The 13807-nt window shown below is 61.1% G+C and carries 13 protein-coding genes and 1 pseudogene; 7 read left to right on the forward strand and 7 right to left on the reverse strand.

The window, feature by feature from the left end; all coding sequences use genetic code 11:
- Positions 1 to 193, forward strand: a 193-nt coding sequence (locus tag AWB82_RS34855) for a transposase (RefSeq protein ID WP_143756973.1), incomplete at its 5' end; no start/stop codon positions are given.
- Between the two features lie 318 nt (positions 194 to 511).
- Here the strand turns inward: AWB82_RS34855 and AWB82_RS34860 are convergent.
- A pseudogene (locus tag AWB82_RS34860) lies at positions 512 to 1434 on the reverse strand (IS5 family transposase).
- A 104-nt stretch (positions 1435 to 1538) separates the two neighbouring features.
- Here AWB82_RS34860 and AWB82_RS38935 point away from each other — a divergent pair.
- On the forward strand, positions 1539 to 2198 hold the full coding sequence (locus AWB82_RS38935) for an O-linked N-acetylglucosamine transferase family protein (protein WP_268811057.1): 660 nt from the start codon (positions 1539 to 1541) through the stop codon (positions 2196 to 2198).
- Between the two features lie 221 nt (positions 2199 to 2419).
- Here the strand turns inward: AWB82_RS38935 and AWB82_RS34870 are convergent, their stop codons facing one another.
- The 3 genes from AWB82_RS34870 to nudC all read right to left on the reverse strand — a co-directional run bounded on the left by AWB82_RS34870 (position 2420) and on the right by nudC (position 6197).
- Positions 2420 to 3640, reverse strand: coding sequence for an ISL3 family transposase (locus AWB82_RS34870; protein ID WP_086973834.1), 1221 nt, complete (start codon positions 3638 to 3640; stop codon positions 2420 to 2422).
- Between the two features lie 954 nt (positions 3641 to 4594).
- Positions 4595 to 5179 (reverse strand): histidine phosphatase family protein, encoded by a 585-nt coding sequence (locus tag AWB82_RS34875; RefSeq protein WP_086973824.1) that lies wholly within the window; start codon positions 5177 to 5179, stop codon positions 4595 to 4597.
- 100 nt (positions 5180 to 5279) lie between these two features.
- On the reverse strand, positions 5280 to 6197 hold the full coding sequence (gene nudC, locus AWB82_RS34880) for an NAD(+) diphosphatase (protein WP_086973825.1): 918 nt from the start codon (positions 6195 to 6197) through the stop codon (positions 5280 to 5282).
- 124 nt (positions 6198 to 6321) lie between these two features.
- On the opposite strand from nudC, the gene AWB82_RS34885 reads away from it, so the two are divergent.
- From AWB82_RS34885 to AWB82_RS34895, 3 genes are all read left to right on the forward strand, one after another.
- On the forward strand, positions 6322 to 7026 hold the full coding sequence (locus AWB82_RS34885; protein WP_086973826.1) for a glutathione S-transferase family protein: 705 nt from the start codon (positions 6322 to 6324) through the stop codon (positions 7024 to 7026).
- Between the two features lie 168 nt (positions 7027 to 7194).
- Positions 7195 to 7557: a cupin domain-containing protein gene (locus AWB82_RS34890; RefSeq protein WP_086973827.1), complete on the forward strand. Its 363-nt coding sequence runs from the start codon at positions 7195 to 7197 to the stop codon at positions 7555 to 7557.
- Between the two features lie 4 nt (positions 7558 to 7561).
- Positions 7562 to 8308 carry an SDR family NAD(P)-dependent oxidoreductase gene (locus AWB82_RS34895; protein WP_086973828.1) on the forward strand — a complete coding sequence of 249 codons (747 nt, stop codon included), beginning with the start codon at positions 7562 to 7564 and terminating at the stop codon, positions 8306 to 8308.
- A 33-nt stretch (positions 8309 to 8341) separates the two neighbouring features.
- Here AWB82_RS34895 and AWB82_RS34900 read toward each other — a convergent pair whose 3' ends face one another.
- The 3 genes from AWB82_RS34900 to AWB82_RS34910 all read right to left on the reverse strand — a co-directional run bounded on the left by AWB82_RS34900 (position 8342) and on the right by AWB82_RS34910 (position 12123).
- Complete coding sequence (locus tag AWB82_RS34900; RefSeq protein WP_235023569.1) at positions 8342 to 9487, reverse strand: transglutaminase family protein; 1146 nt, start codon at positions 9485 to 9487, stop codon at positions 8342 to 8344.
- Positions 9488 to 9506: 19 nt separating this feature from the next.
- On the reverse strand, positions 9507 to 10814 hold the full coding sequence (locus AWB82_RS34905) for a M12 family metallopeptidase (protein ID WP_235023570.1): 1308 nt from the start codon (positions 10812 to 10814) through the stop codon (positions 9507 to 9509).
- A gap of 601 nt (positions 10815 to 11415) precedes the next feature.
- The gene (locus tag AWB82_RS34910) at positions 11416 to 12123 is read right to left on the reverse strand and encodes an MgtC/SapB family protein (protein ID WP_086973831.1); all 708 of its coding nucleotides are present in this window, start codon (positions 12121 to 12123) and stop codon (positions 11416 to 11418) included.
- A gap of 232 nt (positions 12124 to 12355) precedes the next feature.
- On the opposite strand from AWB82_RS34910, the gene AWB82_RS34915 reads away from it, so the two are divergent.
- Together AWB82_RS34915 and AWB82_RS34920 are read left to right on the forward strand one after the other, a co-directional pair.
- Positions 12356 to 13015 (forward strand): glutathione S-transferase family protein, encoded by a 660-nt coding sequence (locus AWB82_RS34915; RefSeq protein WP_086973832.1) that lies wholly within the window; start codon positions 12356 to 12358, stop codon positions 13013 to 13015.
- A gap of 36 nt (positions 13016 to 13051) precedes the next feature.
- A complete protein-coding gene (locus AWB82_RS34920; protein WP_086973833.1) occupies positions 13052 to 13768 on the forward strand; it encodes a DUF899 family protein in 717 nt (238 codons plus the stop codon).
- The last annotated feature ends 39 nt before the right edge of the window (positions 13769 to 13807 follow it).

Raw genomic sequence — 13807 nt, forward strand, 5'->3', positions numbered from 1 at the left:
CGCTCGGCGCGGTCAGCCCCACGGTAGCGGATTAGGCAAAACACGCTGGGTGGTGGAGCGGACCATCTCGTGGCTTCGCAACTTCCGCAGACTGCGCATCCGCTTCGAACGGCTCGCTTTCATCCACGAGGCCTTCATGAGAATCGCTTGCTGCATCATATGCTGGCGACACCTGCAAAAGTCATTCTGTTAACACCTCTTAGCCTGCATTCAGGCGTGGGCCGCCGGTACGGACAGAGACTCGTGAGCTTTTGCAAGCCAAGCTCGGCTTTAAGAACATAACAACAAACTAAGGAAGGTCTGCACAGCGCGTTTAAAATGCCTGCGTCCAATACGGACGATGGCAGGAGGCGAACAGATGCCGGGGCTGGCGTTTTGTTGCGACACGTCGGCCTGCCAATGTCGGTGAGCGAGTCGCTAGGGCGCACAGTTTGCCAAATGGAGCGAGAGTCGGAGGCCGAGTTCGTTGTGCGCGGCATCCTTACGCTTTGTGCAGCGCCTTGCGCATCATCTATAAATTTCCCAGCGCAAGTAATGTAGTGATCTGAGCGGTGTTCTTCGCCAGTCCCCGGTATCTGTCTTCATGTAGCCGAACTGGCGCTTCAGGATTCGGAAAGGATGCTCGACCTTCGCACGAATGCCGGCTTTCAGTCGTTCGATTTTGTCGTATATTGCATTGACACGGTTCTTCAAGTTCAGCTGTCTTCGCTTGCTGGGTCGCATCGCAACATGCCATCGAGCCGAGCCCGTTTGCTGCCGTTTTTCGATGCCCTGTTATCCGGTGTCAGCGTAAACATCGGTTTCTCCGCCGTGCAATAACGATGGTACTGCATTGATGTCGTGTACGTTCGCCGCCGTGCCGATGACCGTGTGGACCAGGCCTGACTCCGCGTCCACGCCGACGTGCGCTTTCATGCCGAAGTACCAGTTGCGACCTTTCTGGGTCGACTGCATCTCTGGGTCGCGTGAAGCTGAGCCGTTCTTTGTCGAGCGAGGCGCTGCAATCAACGTGGCGTCGACAGCCGAACCCGCCCTGAGCATCAATCCCTTCTCGCTCAATACCTCGTTGACCACCGCCAGGATCTTCGGGGCGATACCATGTGCTTCGAGCAGATGCCGGAACCGCAAGATGGTCGTTTCGTCGGGAAGACGGGCCATCGCATCATTGAGGCCCGCGAACTCGCGATACAGCGGGACATCGTAGAGTGCTTCTTCCATTGCCGGATCCGACAGACCGAACCACTGTTGCATGAAGTAAATCTGCAACATGGTCGCAACCGGAAATGGCGGACGCCTAGTCTTCCCCTTCGGATAATGCGGCTCGATCAACGCAATCAGCCTTGACCAAGGCACGGCGCGTCTCATCTCGTCGAGGAAGTCGCGCTTGCGCGTGCGCTTGGTTGACAGGTTCAAGCCGAGATCAAGCTGCGTCATCATGACGTTCCGAGGTCGGGTCTTCATGCAATAGTATTACTTAGCATTTTAACTCGCACGGAGTTTTGCAGAGATTGCTTAAACTTGGCTCACCTGCCCCACCGGTGCGGGCACCTCGACCACGCGGAAGCCGTCGCTTGTCACGCGTTGGAATTGAATCCAGCTCATGCAGATGCACACTACGCTGCCGCCGAGACGCTCGCAGCCAAGAACCGCGGCGATATGAGCGCCGCGATGCACGCTCTGCGTCGAGCGATAGGTTCGATCCAGACTGCTTTGCCGCCCAATACAACTACCTTAATTCGCTGACGTTCCACTGCGACGACGGATACGAGATTCTTGATGCATGCAGCTGGTTCGCATCGCGATGTGAGGCGCCTTATCTCACAATAAAAACATGTTATGCAAATGATCGTACGATAAAGCGGTGGCTGCTTCCGCTTCTCAGGAATCACGATCGTACCTCGTTCGAGGTCTTCTGTTTTGTTCGTCCGTTGAGCATGAAGACGCGGTCACGCAGCTCAGAAAATCAAGCAGACGTGTGGCGCGACGCACACCATCTTGATGATGATGAGCTTGCCGGGTCGATTATGGCAGATAAGATCGATACCCTTGTCGATCTGACGATGCACGTAACCAATGGGCGCTCGTCGTTGTTTACACGCCGCCCTGCGGCAGTGCAGATTGCATGGATTGCCTATCTGGGCAGCACGGGGAGTAGCGCGATCGACTACTGTTTTACCCACCCGTGGCTCGCGAGTTGAATAAGGAGACCGTTATAGTGAACGCTCGAGTCGCGTGTCTGACACGTTCTGGTGCGTTGATCTACCGACGACCGACATTGCCGTGAGTGGCTTGACCGCTGACCAAAGCGGATACATCACCCTTGATTGTATGAATTGTCCGCGCAAGCTCACTCATCGTAGTTTCCAGCTATGGGCGGATGTGCTTAACCCGCACCAATGAGTCCCGGTTTTTTTGGGGTTCATCGAGCTTTTCCGGGGAACGCGGCGCGGATTTTCAGAAAGAAGTACTCCTCGTCGCGGTACCCGTAAGCGCGTCGCTTGATGACTTTGATGGTGTTATTGATGCCTTCGACGACATTGGTGTTCAGCGGATGTCGGCAACGCGAGAGAATGCCGTGCGAGTAAGCCTGCAGTCGTTGAGCGAACTGCTGCAGGGCAGCGATACCGCTTTGTTGCGCCTGTGCGAACCATTGCTGCCACGCCTTTTCGGCCCAGCCGAGGCGCCGATAGAACCAGAGTTGTTTGAGCTCGTCGCGTAGGACGTACACGCACGTCAACGGCTCATTGGCCGCAAGCAGCTCTTTCAGATGGATCGACTGCTGTGGATTGAGGTTGCGACGGTTGCGCAACAAGAGCCAGCGACTCGATTTCAGTACTCGCCGGGCGGGTTTGTCGTGCCGCAATTGATTGGCTTGATCGACCCGTACCCGGTCGATGACTTCGCGTCCGTATTTGGCCACCACATGAAACAGGTCGTAGACCACGTCCGCCTGTGGGCAATGTGCTTTGATTTCCAGTTCATAGGCCGTGGTCATGTCGATCGCAACGGCTTCAATGCGTGCGGCCACCCCCTCGGGGAGTTGCTCGAAGAACGCGCGCGCGGTCTCACGCGAGCGCCCCGGGCCGATCCAGAGCACCTGACGACTGATCGGATCGACCACCACGGTGGCGTAGCGATGCCCTTTGTGCAGGGCGAATTCGTCCATTGCCAGATAGCGCAGCGCTGACCAATCCGGCTCGACAAGACGTGCTCGCAAACGCATCTTGTCGATCGATTTGACCGTGTGCCAACCGAGATCGTAGAACTTCGCCACAGCCTGCACGCTGGCTGCCTGCAGCAACTTCTCGCATGCCCGAGCAAACCGCTCGGTCACCCTTTGATAGCGTCCCAACCAGTCGAGCCGCTCCAGTCGCGGGCCCCCGCAGCGATCGCACCACACGCGCCGGCGCGGCACATGCAGCACCACCCGATATTCGAGCAGCGGAAGATCACGAACCCGGCGTACGCTCGTCTCATGAACCTGCCTGCAGCGGGCGCCACATTGCTCGCAGCACATCACTTTGCCGACCGGCTTCAGATACAACGAAAGCGTGCGCTGCTCGCCTTGCGGCCACTCCACACGCTCCACCCGATAGCCTTTCCAGCAACCCAGCGCTTCCAATGCTTTGCGATCGAGCAATTCCGCCTCCAACGTCCGGTGCAAGACGTCAGATTACAAAATCGCCCACAGGCATCCACGGAAATCTGCGATGAACCTGATTTGCTTGTTACCAAGGGCGTGTTCGCGACGAAATAAGCCGGGAGATCGACGTACTTGGCATAGCGTCCGAGCGGCTCATCTTCGTCGACTATCAGCCGCACGACGCGCACATGCGGACCTACTACAGCATAGACATCGCTCTCGACACCTTTCCCTACAACGGCCAACCCACGAGCCTCAACAGCTTTTGGATGGGGGGCCGTCGTCACGATGATTGGCAACGGACCGTTCAGCCGGGCGGGCGACGCGTTGCTCATGAATCTCCGATTATTCGAACTGGCGGCGCCTCCGATACTGAATTTGTGAATGTCGCGGTCGCGCTGGCTCGGGATTGTCTCGTCCGAGAAGCCTGTGCTCTGGCCTGCGTGCGCGCATGGAGCAGTCCGCTCTCATGGACGGCCCGCGCTTCGGTCGTGGCATCGAAGGCGCCTATCGTCAGATGCGGCGAGAGTGGTGCGAGACAATGGAGCCTTCAACCTGCAATCGTTGAAAATGGTACGCGAGGACAAGGGAGAGGCAGGAGAATGCCGTGCGATTGAAAGAAAGCGTTGTCTTGCGGACTGACACTCCTGCTGTCGAGAATTCCACTAGCATGACGATGCAGCTCGACGTCGAGAAGGAGAGCATCACCGCGCCTTGCGTTTGACCGGACATAGGCCGACCACGAACGCTTGGCGCATTACAGAAACGACCGGTAACCCCGCTCGGTCAACGGTCCAAATCCGCTAATTTGTCTGCAGAATCGCGTCGGAATGCATGCCGTTTGCTCGACGCCGCGAGGTCTACGAATAGGTCTGCCGCCGACTTTGAGCAACTACCTAAGCAACGCCGATAAACCAACAACAAACCGCCCTCCAGCGCCCCGCACCCCGTTCAAGGCAGCAGATTCCACCTCACAATCACCCGCACGTCGCGCTCGAACCCGAGCACGCTCATCGCGGCGGTATCCATCGCGAGATGCGCGCCGAGCGACGGCGAGCCCGTCGCCCATTGCGCGCCGAACACGCGCGAAAAATGCGCATGCGAAAAGAGCGCGATGTTCGTCGCATTCGTCGCGAGCAGCTTGTCGATGAGCGCCTGCGCGCGCCCGCCGACATCGGCGAGTGCTTCGCCTTCCGGCATCGGCGATGTCCATACCGACCAGTCCGGCACTTCCTCACGGATATCCGGCGTCGTGCGCCCTTCGTATATGCCGTAGTTCCACTCATGAAGCTCAGGCTCGACCGTCGCGCGATCGCCCAGACCCGCGAGCCTGCATGTTTCGATCGCGCGACCCATCGGGCTCGTCAGCACGAGATCGAAGGATTGAGACGCGAGGATCGGTGCGAGCGCCTTTGCCTGTGTGCGTCCTTCGTCGGTGAGCGGGATGTCGGTCGTGCCGGTGTGCTGGCCCGACTTGCTCCATTCGGTTTCGCCATGCCGGATCAACCAGATATGCACGCCGCCTTTCATGTTCATGTCGTTCACTCGATGTTGAAAAAATGCTCCCGCCGCGCATCGGCGCGGCACAGCTTCGGATTCTGCACTCATCGCCGACGCCGCGCGGCGAAGCTGCGTTTCAGTCCCACGCGCGCGTCGCGAACGCTTTCAGCAGATGATGCGCGATCGCGAACGGCTTCGGTGCAGAGAGTCCCTGTTCGTGCGTGCCGTCGAGCATCGCGCCGACCTCCTCGCGCGTGAACCAGCGCGCGTCTTCGAGCTCATTCCTGTCGACGGTGATATCGGTTGTGGCGGCGCGCGCGAAGCAGCCGATCATCAGCGACGACGGAAACGGCCACGGCTGCGACGCGTGATAGCGCACGTCCGTGCAACGGAGGCCCGCTTCCTCCAACACTTCGCGATACACCGCATGCTCGAAGGTTTCGCCCGGCTCGACGAAGCCCGCGAGCGCCGAATACATGCCCGGCAGGAATTGCGGCTGACGGCCGAGCAGGCAGCGCTCGCCGTCGGTGACGAGCATGATGACAACCGGATCGACGCGCGGAAAATGTTGCGCTTTGCAGTTCGGACAGATGCGTCGCCAGCCCGCGCCCGCCGAATCGGTCGGCTGGCCGCAGTTCGCGCAGAAGCGATGCCGGCCATGCCAGTCGAGCATGGAACGCGCTTCGCCGAGCGCGCTGACGAGCGGCGCCGACACGAGGTCCTGCATCGCGATGGGACGCAGTTCGACGGCCTCGACCTCGGGCAGACTCTGCATTTGTCCATCGAAAGAATGGGCAAAAAGCGCGCGCCGGTCCGCGTCGCGGCCGAGAAAAACCGTCTGCAAGGGCGCGCCGAGCGCCGCGGCTTCCGACGCGCCGAAAAGCGGATCGTGACCGTTCGCGCGCTTGAACAGGGGCACGTTGTTGACGAACAGCAGAAAGCGCGTGGCGGGATCGTCGCGCAGACCGGCGACGAAGGTTTCGTCGTCGCGCTTCTCCGATACGCGATCGAGCGGATCGAGTGTAAAACCAATGGCTTGAGGCGGCGTGGGCATAGTATTTTTCGTGTGTGGCGGCGCGCGCCTGGAACCGCTGCGCCGCATGACGGGAAGATGCAAGGCCAACCCGGAATCGTAGCGAACTTGGCGCGTCCTTGCTGGACGCCGCACGGAGACGTCGATGATTACGCTCTACTCGTATCCTCAGTTGTTCGGCCTCGAAGACAACAATCCGTTCGGATTGAAGGTGTTCGCGTTTCTGAAGCTCGCGGGTCTGCCGTTCGAGCATCGTCACGTGCTCGACACGAGCGCCGCACCGCGCGGCCAACTGCCGTATCTCGTCGACGACGATGAAACCATCGGCGATAGCGATGCGATCATCGCGCATCTGAAGAGCAAGCACGCGGTCGGTCTGGACGATGCGCTGAGCGCGGTGCAGCGCGATCTCGATGTGCTGATCCGCCGCACGCTCGACGATCTTTATTGGGTGATGTCGTACTCGCGCTGGCGCGATGACCGGTACTGGCCGCAGTTTCGCGATGCGCTTCGGACGCAGCATCCTGATATCGGCGCCGACGCGCTGGAGGGCGCGCGCAAGTACAACTTCGAGCGCTATCGCTATCAGGGCATCGGGCGATGCGAGCCGGACGCTGCCTATGCGCGCGGCATCGCGAGTCTGCAGGCGATCGCGAATCTGCTCGACGATGGCCCGTTCATGTTCGGCGACTCACCCGCGAGCATCGACGCCGCGTTGTATGGGTTCGTCGCGAACATCTGGTTTTACGACATCGATACGCCGCTGAAGGATTTCGTCGCTACGCGAGGCAGCCTCGTCGAACACTGCGGCGCGATGCGCGAGCGCATGGGGCAAAGCGTGACGCCGTGAGCGTCATTGCGGCGCGTCGATGCGAACCGGCCGCCAGACCGGTGGACAGCTAGCGGATACTGTTCGCCGCTGAAGCGCATGGCGAGCGCGAGCTCCGTCGTCTAGAGTCGAGTGGTGTACCGAGCTCACATGTTTCGCGATTCTTCTGCTTAATAAAAAGGAGAAGCCATGGACTCCACTGAGATCTACACCGACCTCGACGGGCACTCGGCATTCAGGACCATTCGCGTGTTCGAAACAGGCGCCGTTCTATTCAATGGGGTTTCCGTTTCGCTATCGTCGGCGCAACCGTGCGAGAGCGTGCTGATGCATGAGTTCGACGCGGGCTACTTCCTCGATCGGCATAACCCGCCGTCGAGGCAGTATGTCGTCGTCCTCGAAGGCGAGCTTGAAATTTCGGTGCAAGACGGAAACATCGCGCGGCGCTTCGCGGAGGGTTCCGTCTTCGTCGCGGGCGATCTGGAAGGTTCGGGGCACTCGACGCGCGCGATCCGGGCGGGCCGCGCTTTGGTCGTCAACCTGCGAGGATGAGACGATGCTGCTCGACCATAAACTGGCGGTCGTGACCGGCGCAAGCACGGGCATCGGGTTCGCCACCGCGCAACGATTCGTGTCGGAAGGCGCGCGCGTCGTGATCAGCGGTCGCGATGCGCAAAAGCTGCATCGGGCCGCGCAGCAGCTCGGCGAGGATGTGCTGCCCGTCGTTGCGGACGCCGCTAGTCCGGCCGACATGCAGCGCCTTTACAAAACCGCGGTCGAACATTTTCAGCGCGACGTCGATGTCCTGGTCGCCAACGCCGGCATTTCCAGGCAAACGCCGGTGCGCGAAACGTCGCTGGAACAGTTCTCCGATGTTTTGAACACCAACGTCGGCGGGGTCTATTCGACGGTACGCGAAGCGCTGCCGTCGCTCTCCCGGCCGGCATCGATCGTCCTCGTTGCATCGCTCGCGGCCAATCAGGGCACGAAAAATTTCTCCGCGTATTGTGCTTCGAAGGCGGCCGTGGTTTCTCTGGCAAAGAGCTTCGCCGCCGAATTCGTCGAACTCGGCATACGGGTCAACAGTATTTCGCCGGGCGTCGCCAACACGCCCATCTTCGACAGCTTGGGCATGTCGGAGGCGCAACTGCTGGAATGGGCGAAAGTGATCCCGATGAAGCGGCCCGCCGACCCCGCCGAGATAGCGGCGGCGATCCTTTTCCTCGCGACCGATGCATCGCGATACATGACCGGCGCGGACCTCGCCGTCGATGGCGGCATGTCGGGGATCAGCCCGTTTTGAATCTCGCGAGCGCTACGGCGCGCACCGCGCAAGTCACGACACGTCGGCCTTCGGCGTCGGCGATGCACGTTCGCCGGTCAACGCCGGCTCGGTCGGCGGCTCGATCCGCCGCACGCCGACGCTGACGTCCATGCCGATGAAGTCCTCTGCCGAACCGAACCAGGAGCCGGAAACCGGCGCGGCCTGTTCGGGCTTGCGTGTGTAAGCCACCCGGATCAAGTCGGTGCCGCCGACGAGCGAGTTGGTCGGGTCGTAGGGCACCCAGCCGGCGCCCGGCAAGAACACGTGCAGCCAGGCGTGGGTCGCGCCGGCGCCCAGCACGAGCGGCTCGTCGCGGCTTTCGATCTGTCGCGCGCCCTGCTGTAGTCCCGTGTTGCGGACTGCGGGCGCAGCCGGTGTGTCGAGCGCCTGATCGTACAAATACCCCGACACGAAGCGCGCGGCCAATCCGAGTCCTCGCACCACTTCCATCATCAGCAGGGCGAAATCGCGGCAGGTGCCGCCGCGCTGGTTCAGTGTTTCGGATGGACGCTGCGTGCCCATGGCATCGCGCGACTGGTACTGGAAGTCGCTGCGGATGGCGGCGTTGATGTTCGCCAGGATGTCGCGTGTGTGGGTGGTGCCGCGCCGGGGGAGAAACTGCGCCACCCAGTCGCGCAGCAGCGGCTGATCCTCCGGGTATTGCGGCGGCAGAAAGGACGCCAGATCGAGCCGATCCTCGTCGGCATACTGGAACGGGTAGTTCTCGGCTTCGGGCGCGACCGGCAACTCCAGATTCCTGACGCCGAAATGCTCGATCACGAAGCGCGCGCGCAACTCCAGTGTGTCGGCTGGCACGCGCGGCTCGACGACCGCGACCGAATTGGAAAACACGTCGTGCATCCAGTACTGCGTGCTGTGCGGCGACGCCGCGAGCGTGGCCGACAGCACGCGGATATCGTGCGCGGCACGCGGCCGGAACATCACGCGATGCGGCGAGAACTCCACTGGCGTGTTGTAGCGATAGATCGTGACGTGCTCGACTTCGAGAAAGACGGACATGTGCCACCTCCGGGCCAGTGCTGCGCGAACTGGTCGACGCGCGCGGGCGACGGCATTGCCGGACCCGCCCGCCGATTCGGCAATGATGCCACCGGAAGCTCCGCCTTGAAAACCGTCGATGTCCAGGGCGCGACGCAACGGACGGTCGAGGAGGCGATCAACGCGTCACGAACACGAACGGTGCAACGCCGCTATACGTCGAACCGCTGGTGAACGATCGCAGGCCGAGGTCGATGTCTCTGTACTTGCCGTCCGCCCGTTGCTTCAACTGGTTGACAGACCAGATGTCGCTTTGCTCCATAAGAATGGATTTGGTTTTCGGTTCGTACTGGAGCTGCGCGATCAATGTCGACGAGTTCAGCAAGGTCGTCCTGGCTTTTCTCGTCACGTCATAGAGGACGATGGAACTTGGGCTCTTGTCATTGTCATCGGCGAAGAGGATTTGCTGGTTGCTGATTGCCGTGAGGAATTTCGGGTTCTTTTCCGGCAGATCGGTCAGTACGCGCGTGAAGCCGCTTTCCAGATCCATTTCCGTCAGATTGCCCTGCGCAAGCGCCGACGCGAAGCCCACGAAATAAGCCTTCTTCGCATCCGGCGTCACAGTGAACTGGTCACGCGTGGCGCTCGGCGCCGAACCCGCCGGATAGCCGCCCACGATCAACCCGCTCGCCGTTTCGATGCGCAGAACCTCCAGACTCGACCCCGGCTGGTTCGCGAGCGCATAGACGTGCTCACTGTCATTCGCGGCCGTTGCTAGCTTGATGAGGCTGAAATATTTCGGCAGCACCAATTGCCTGACGAGCGTTCCCGAGTCCGTATCGAGCACGTTGATGACGTTCTTGCTCGACACATAGACCTGATTCCCCGTCAACGCGGGCAGCAGACTATAGCCGGTGAAAGTCGTCAAAAACGGACCGATGGGCGTAACACGCACAACCGAGTTGGCGGCCGTGTCGATGGTGGCGAGATCGATGGACGTCGAACTTCTCTGCATCAGCACATGCAGGCGCTTTCCGTCCGCGCTTGCGAACATCTGACTGACTTGCTTGTAGTCGCCGGTCAGCGAGAGATCGATCGAAGCCTTCACCGCGCGAGAGGGAAGATCGTACGCGCTCACCTGTGCCGGAGCCTGTGCGCGCGTCAACGCGTACACGGTCTGGCTGAACGGAGGCGGCCCATAATATTTTTGCGCCATATCGATGTCGGTGGCGCTCAGCTTGCCGTCGCCATTCCATTCGGGATTGCAGTAGTTCATGATCGATGCGAGATCCCAGGCGCCGATCATCGTATCGCCGCTCGTGCCTTGCGGGGGCTCCTTGCAGGTCGAAGGCGTGTCGGGCCGGTTCTGCTCATGCGCGAAGCCCAGTGCGTGACCGAATTCGTGCGCGGCGATGCGGCGAATGCAGTATTCCTCGCGTCCCTGACAACTTTGGCTCCAGTTCCTGAAAGTAAAGTTGAGCGTCATTCCGCCAACCGCGTTGTTCAGCATCGCGCCCAGCCCGAAAGTATGCGGTCCGGTCTCCGCGTTGTCCTCGACACTAATTCGGATACCGTAGTAATTTGGATCGTTCGTGCATTGTTGCCAGCCCGTAAACCGCGCGCCTGAATTTTGCTCCCAGGTTTCACGAACCGCGAGGCGGCTCCAATTGCGTGCCGCGGCGTAACGCGCGAAGTCGGCGTTGTTCAGATCCCAGCACACGCTTATGGGAGCGCGGTTCCAGATGACGGTCGACAACGCATATCCCTTGATTGTGGGTTCCGTCTGGCTCGCCTGCTGTCCGGCGACACCTTTGGCGCTTTGACCCGAGACATCGGAGCCAGCGTCTCCGCCGCATGCACTAATTAATACTCCTGATGAAAGTGCCAGAACCAGTCCTCGTATCCTTCTCATTTTGTTCTCCGTCTATCGAGACCACGGCGACGCGCGTGGCGGAAGGAAATATATTCTCAGCGTGTCAAGTAAATGAAATGAACATTACGAGTGTTTCCGGAAGCTTCTGCCTTTCGGTATCCGTCCGTCAATCATTAATTTTACGTATTGCCGGATGGAGAAGCGCCGCCGCGCCTCACTCCGGCGCAGTCTCGACATCGGCTGCCGACCAGCTTATGCTCGACACACCGCGCTCCATGCTCATGCGGCTCGCCATGCGTTCGAGCTTCGCCTGGTCTTTCGGATGCATGCGCACCGTCGCCGTCACCTTGATGCGCGGCGGCTCGTCGTCGACGTCCTCGCTCGTGAGACTCTGGAACGAGAGCGGTTGCGCATCCATCGCGTTCGAAAGCAGGGTGCGGCTGTGAATCTCGTCTTCCTGCCGTCCGATCACGGTGAGCACGTATTCGCGCACGATGTCCGCGCTCGATACCGGCGTCGCGTTGATCATGCGGCTCACTTCGCGCAGGAGCGTGTTGATCGCGAGCACGACGCCCGTGCCCGCGATCGCCGGACCATAATGCCCCGCGCCGCAGAGCACGCCGACGGCTGCCGAGCACCAGAGCGTCGCCGCCGTGTTGATGCCCTGAATCGAGCCCTTGTCGCGCATGATCACGCCGCCGCCGAGAAAGCCGACGCCCGACACGACGTAGGCCGCGATCTGCGTGACGCCAGCGACGCCGTTGCCCGTCAGCATGCCGAGCGTGACGAAGAGACACGCGCCGCTCGCGACGAGCGTGATCGTGCGCAGTCCGGCCGTGCGCTGACGCAACTGACGTTCGAGACCGATGGCGACGCCGCAAGCGAAAGCGGCGAAGAGACGCAGGGCGAAATCGACGCTCATCGGCTGATTGGCGAGGCCTTTTCGAACATAAACCGGAAAGCATCTCACTGGATCATGTCGCCAGCATGAAAGATCGCGATGAAGGTCAGGTGGCGCCGCGCCGCACAACAACATTTCCCGATTCATTGTCGATCTGCGCGACGGCCGTTCGTCGTGCAAGTATCCGGCGCTGCAAACATCGCGTGATGGCGGCGTCGCGTTCAAATCCGTTCGACGACCCGGAGACCGCCTGATGAGCCTGCAACTCTATGCACACCCGTTTTCCTCTTACTGCCAGAAGGTTTTGGTGGCGTTGTACGAGAACGGCACGCCCTTCGAATGGCGCGCGCTCACGCCAGAAATGCCACATTCGATGGCCGAACTCACCGAAATCTGGCCGATGAAGCGCTTTCCCGTACTCGTCGACGATGGCCGGCCGGTGATCGAATCGACGGTGATCATCGAATATCTGGGGCTATATCATGCGGGCCCGGTACGCCTCGTTCCCGAGCACCCGCGCACCGCGCTCGAAACGCGCTGGATGGATCGTTTCTTCGACAACTACGTGTCCACGCCGCTGCAGAAGATCGTCTTCGACGCAATGCGCGATCCGAACGAACGCGATGCACGCGGCGTCGCCGATGCCCGCGCGATGCTCGACATCTCCTACGCCTTTCTCGATCGCAAGATGGCCACCCGCGAATGGGCCGCGGGCGCCGCCTTCAGCCTGGCCGATTGCGGCGCCGCGCCGTTCCTGTTCTATGCGGACTGGTGCCATCGCATCGGGGAGCGATATTCGAACGTGATCGCGTATCGCAAGCGGCTGCTCGCGCGGCCGTCGTTCGCACGCGCCGTGGACGAGGCGCGGCCGTATCGGTCATTGTTTCCGCTCGGCGCGCCGGACCGCGATTGAGCCGCCCATTGTCGAAGAAGTCAAAGGAGATCGGATATGAGCACGACCACGGATTACATCCCCGCCGATGAACTCGCGCGACGCGCCACGATGAGATTCCCCAACGAAAGCGCCGAATACCGCCGCGCGCGTAGTGCTTTGCTGGCCGAGGAAATCGAATTGCGCCGGCATATCGAACGCGTCGCGCAGATCCGTCGCGCGTTGCCGCCGGGCGGCGAAGTGAAGGGCGATTATCGATTCGACGGCGAGCGAGGCGCGGTGGATTTCGCGGGGCTTTTCGGCGACAAGGACACGCTCGTCACGTACAGCTACATGTTCGGGCCGCAGCGCGAACGGCCGTGTCCGATGTGCACGTCGCTGCTATCGGCGTGGGAGGGCGAGGCGCGCGATATCGAGCAGCGCGTGGCGCTCGCGGTGATCGCGCGTTCGCCGCTCGCGAGGCTCGTCGCGTTCAAAAAGGAGCGCGGCTGGCGCGACCTGCGGCTGTTCTCCGATACGAACGGCAATTTCAGCCGCGACTATCACGCGATATCGGAGGAAGGCGGCGACGATCCCGCGCTCAACGTCTTCACGCGGCGCGACGGCGTGATACGTCATTTCTGGAGCGGCGAGATGGATTTCGCGACAGCCGACCCCGGTGAAGACCCGCGCGGCGCGCCCGATCTGATGCCGCTCTGGACCGTGCTCGACATGACGCCCGAGGGACGCGGGACCAACTGGTATCCGAAGCTCGACTATGGGCCGCGAGACTGAGCAAGGCGTTGCCCGGGACGGGGCGAATGTGATCCGGCG

Source organism: Caballeronia glebae (assembly GCF_001545035.1).
GTDB lineage: Bacteria > Pseudomonadota > Gammaproteobacteria > Burkholderiales > Burkholderiaceae > Caballeronia > Caballeronia glebae.

What these genes read in the sequence shown, in the direction of transcription:
- AWB82_RS34895 (WP_086973828.1), top strand. Translation starts at nt 7,562, where the DNA reads ATGCTGCTCGACCATAAACTGGCGGTCGTGACCGGCGCAAGCACGGGC.
- AWB82_RS34915 (WP_086973832.1), top strand. Translation starts at nt 12,356, where the DNA reads ATGAGCCTGCAACTCTATGCACACCCGTTTTCCTCTTACTGCCAGAAG.
- AWB82_RS34905 (WP_235023570.1), bottom strand. Translation starts at nt 10,814, where the DNA reads ATGACGCTCAACTTTACTTTCAGGAACTGGAGCCAAAGTTGTCAGGGA.
- AWB82_RS34885 (WP_086973826.1), top strand. Translation starts at nt 6,322, where the DNA reads ATGATTACGCTCTACTCGTATCCTCAGTTGTTCGGCCTCGAAGACAAC.
- nudC (WP_086973825.1), bottom strand. Translation starts at nt 6,197, where the DNA reads ATGCCCACGCCGCCTCAAGCCATTGGTTTTACACTCGATCCGCTCGAT.
- AWB82_RS34875 (WP_086973824.1), bottom strand. Translation starts at nt 5,179, where the DNA reads ATGAACATGAAAGGCGGCGTGCATATCTGGTTGATCCGGCATGGCGAA.
- AWB82_RS34910 (WP_086973831.1), bottom strand. Translation starts at nt 12,123, where the DNA reads ATGAGCGTCGATTTCGCCCTGCGTCTCTTCGCCGCTTTCGCTTGCGGC.
- AWB82_RS34890 (WP_086973827.1), top strand. Translation starts at nt 7,195, where the DNA reads ATGGACTCCACTGAGATCTACACCGACCTCGACGGGCACTCGGCATTC.
- AWB82_RS34920 (WP_086973833.1), top strand. Translation starts at nt 13,052, where the DNA reads ATGAGCACGACCACGGATTACATCCCCGCCGATGAACTCGCGCGACGC.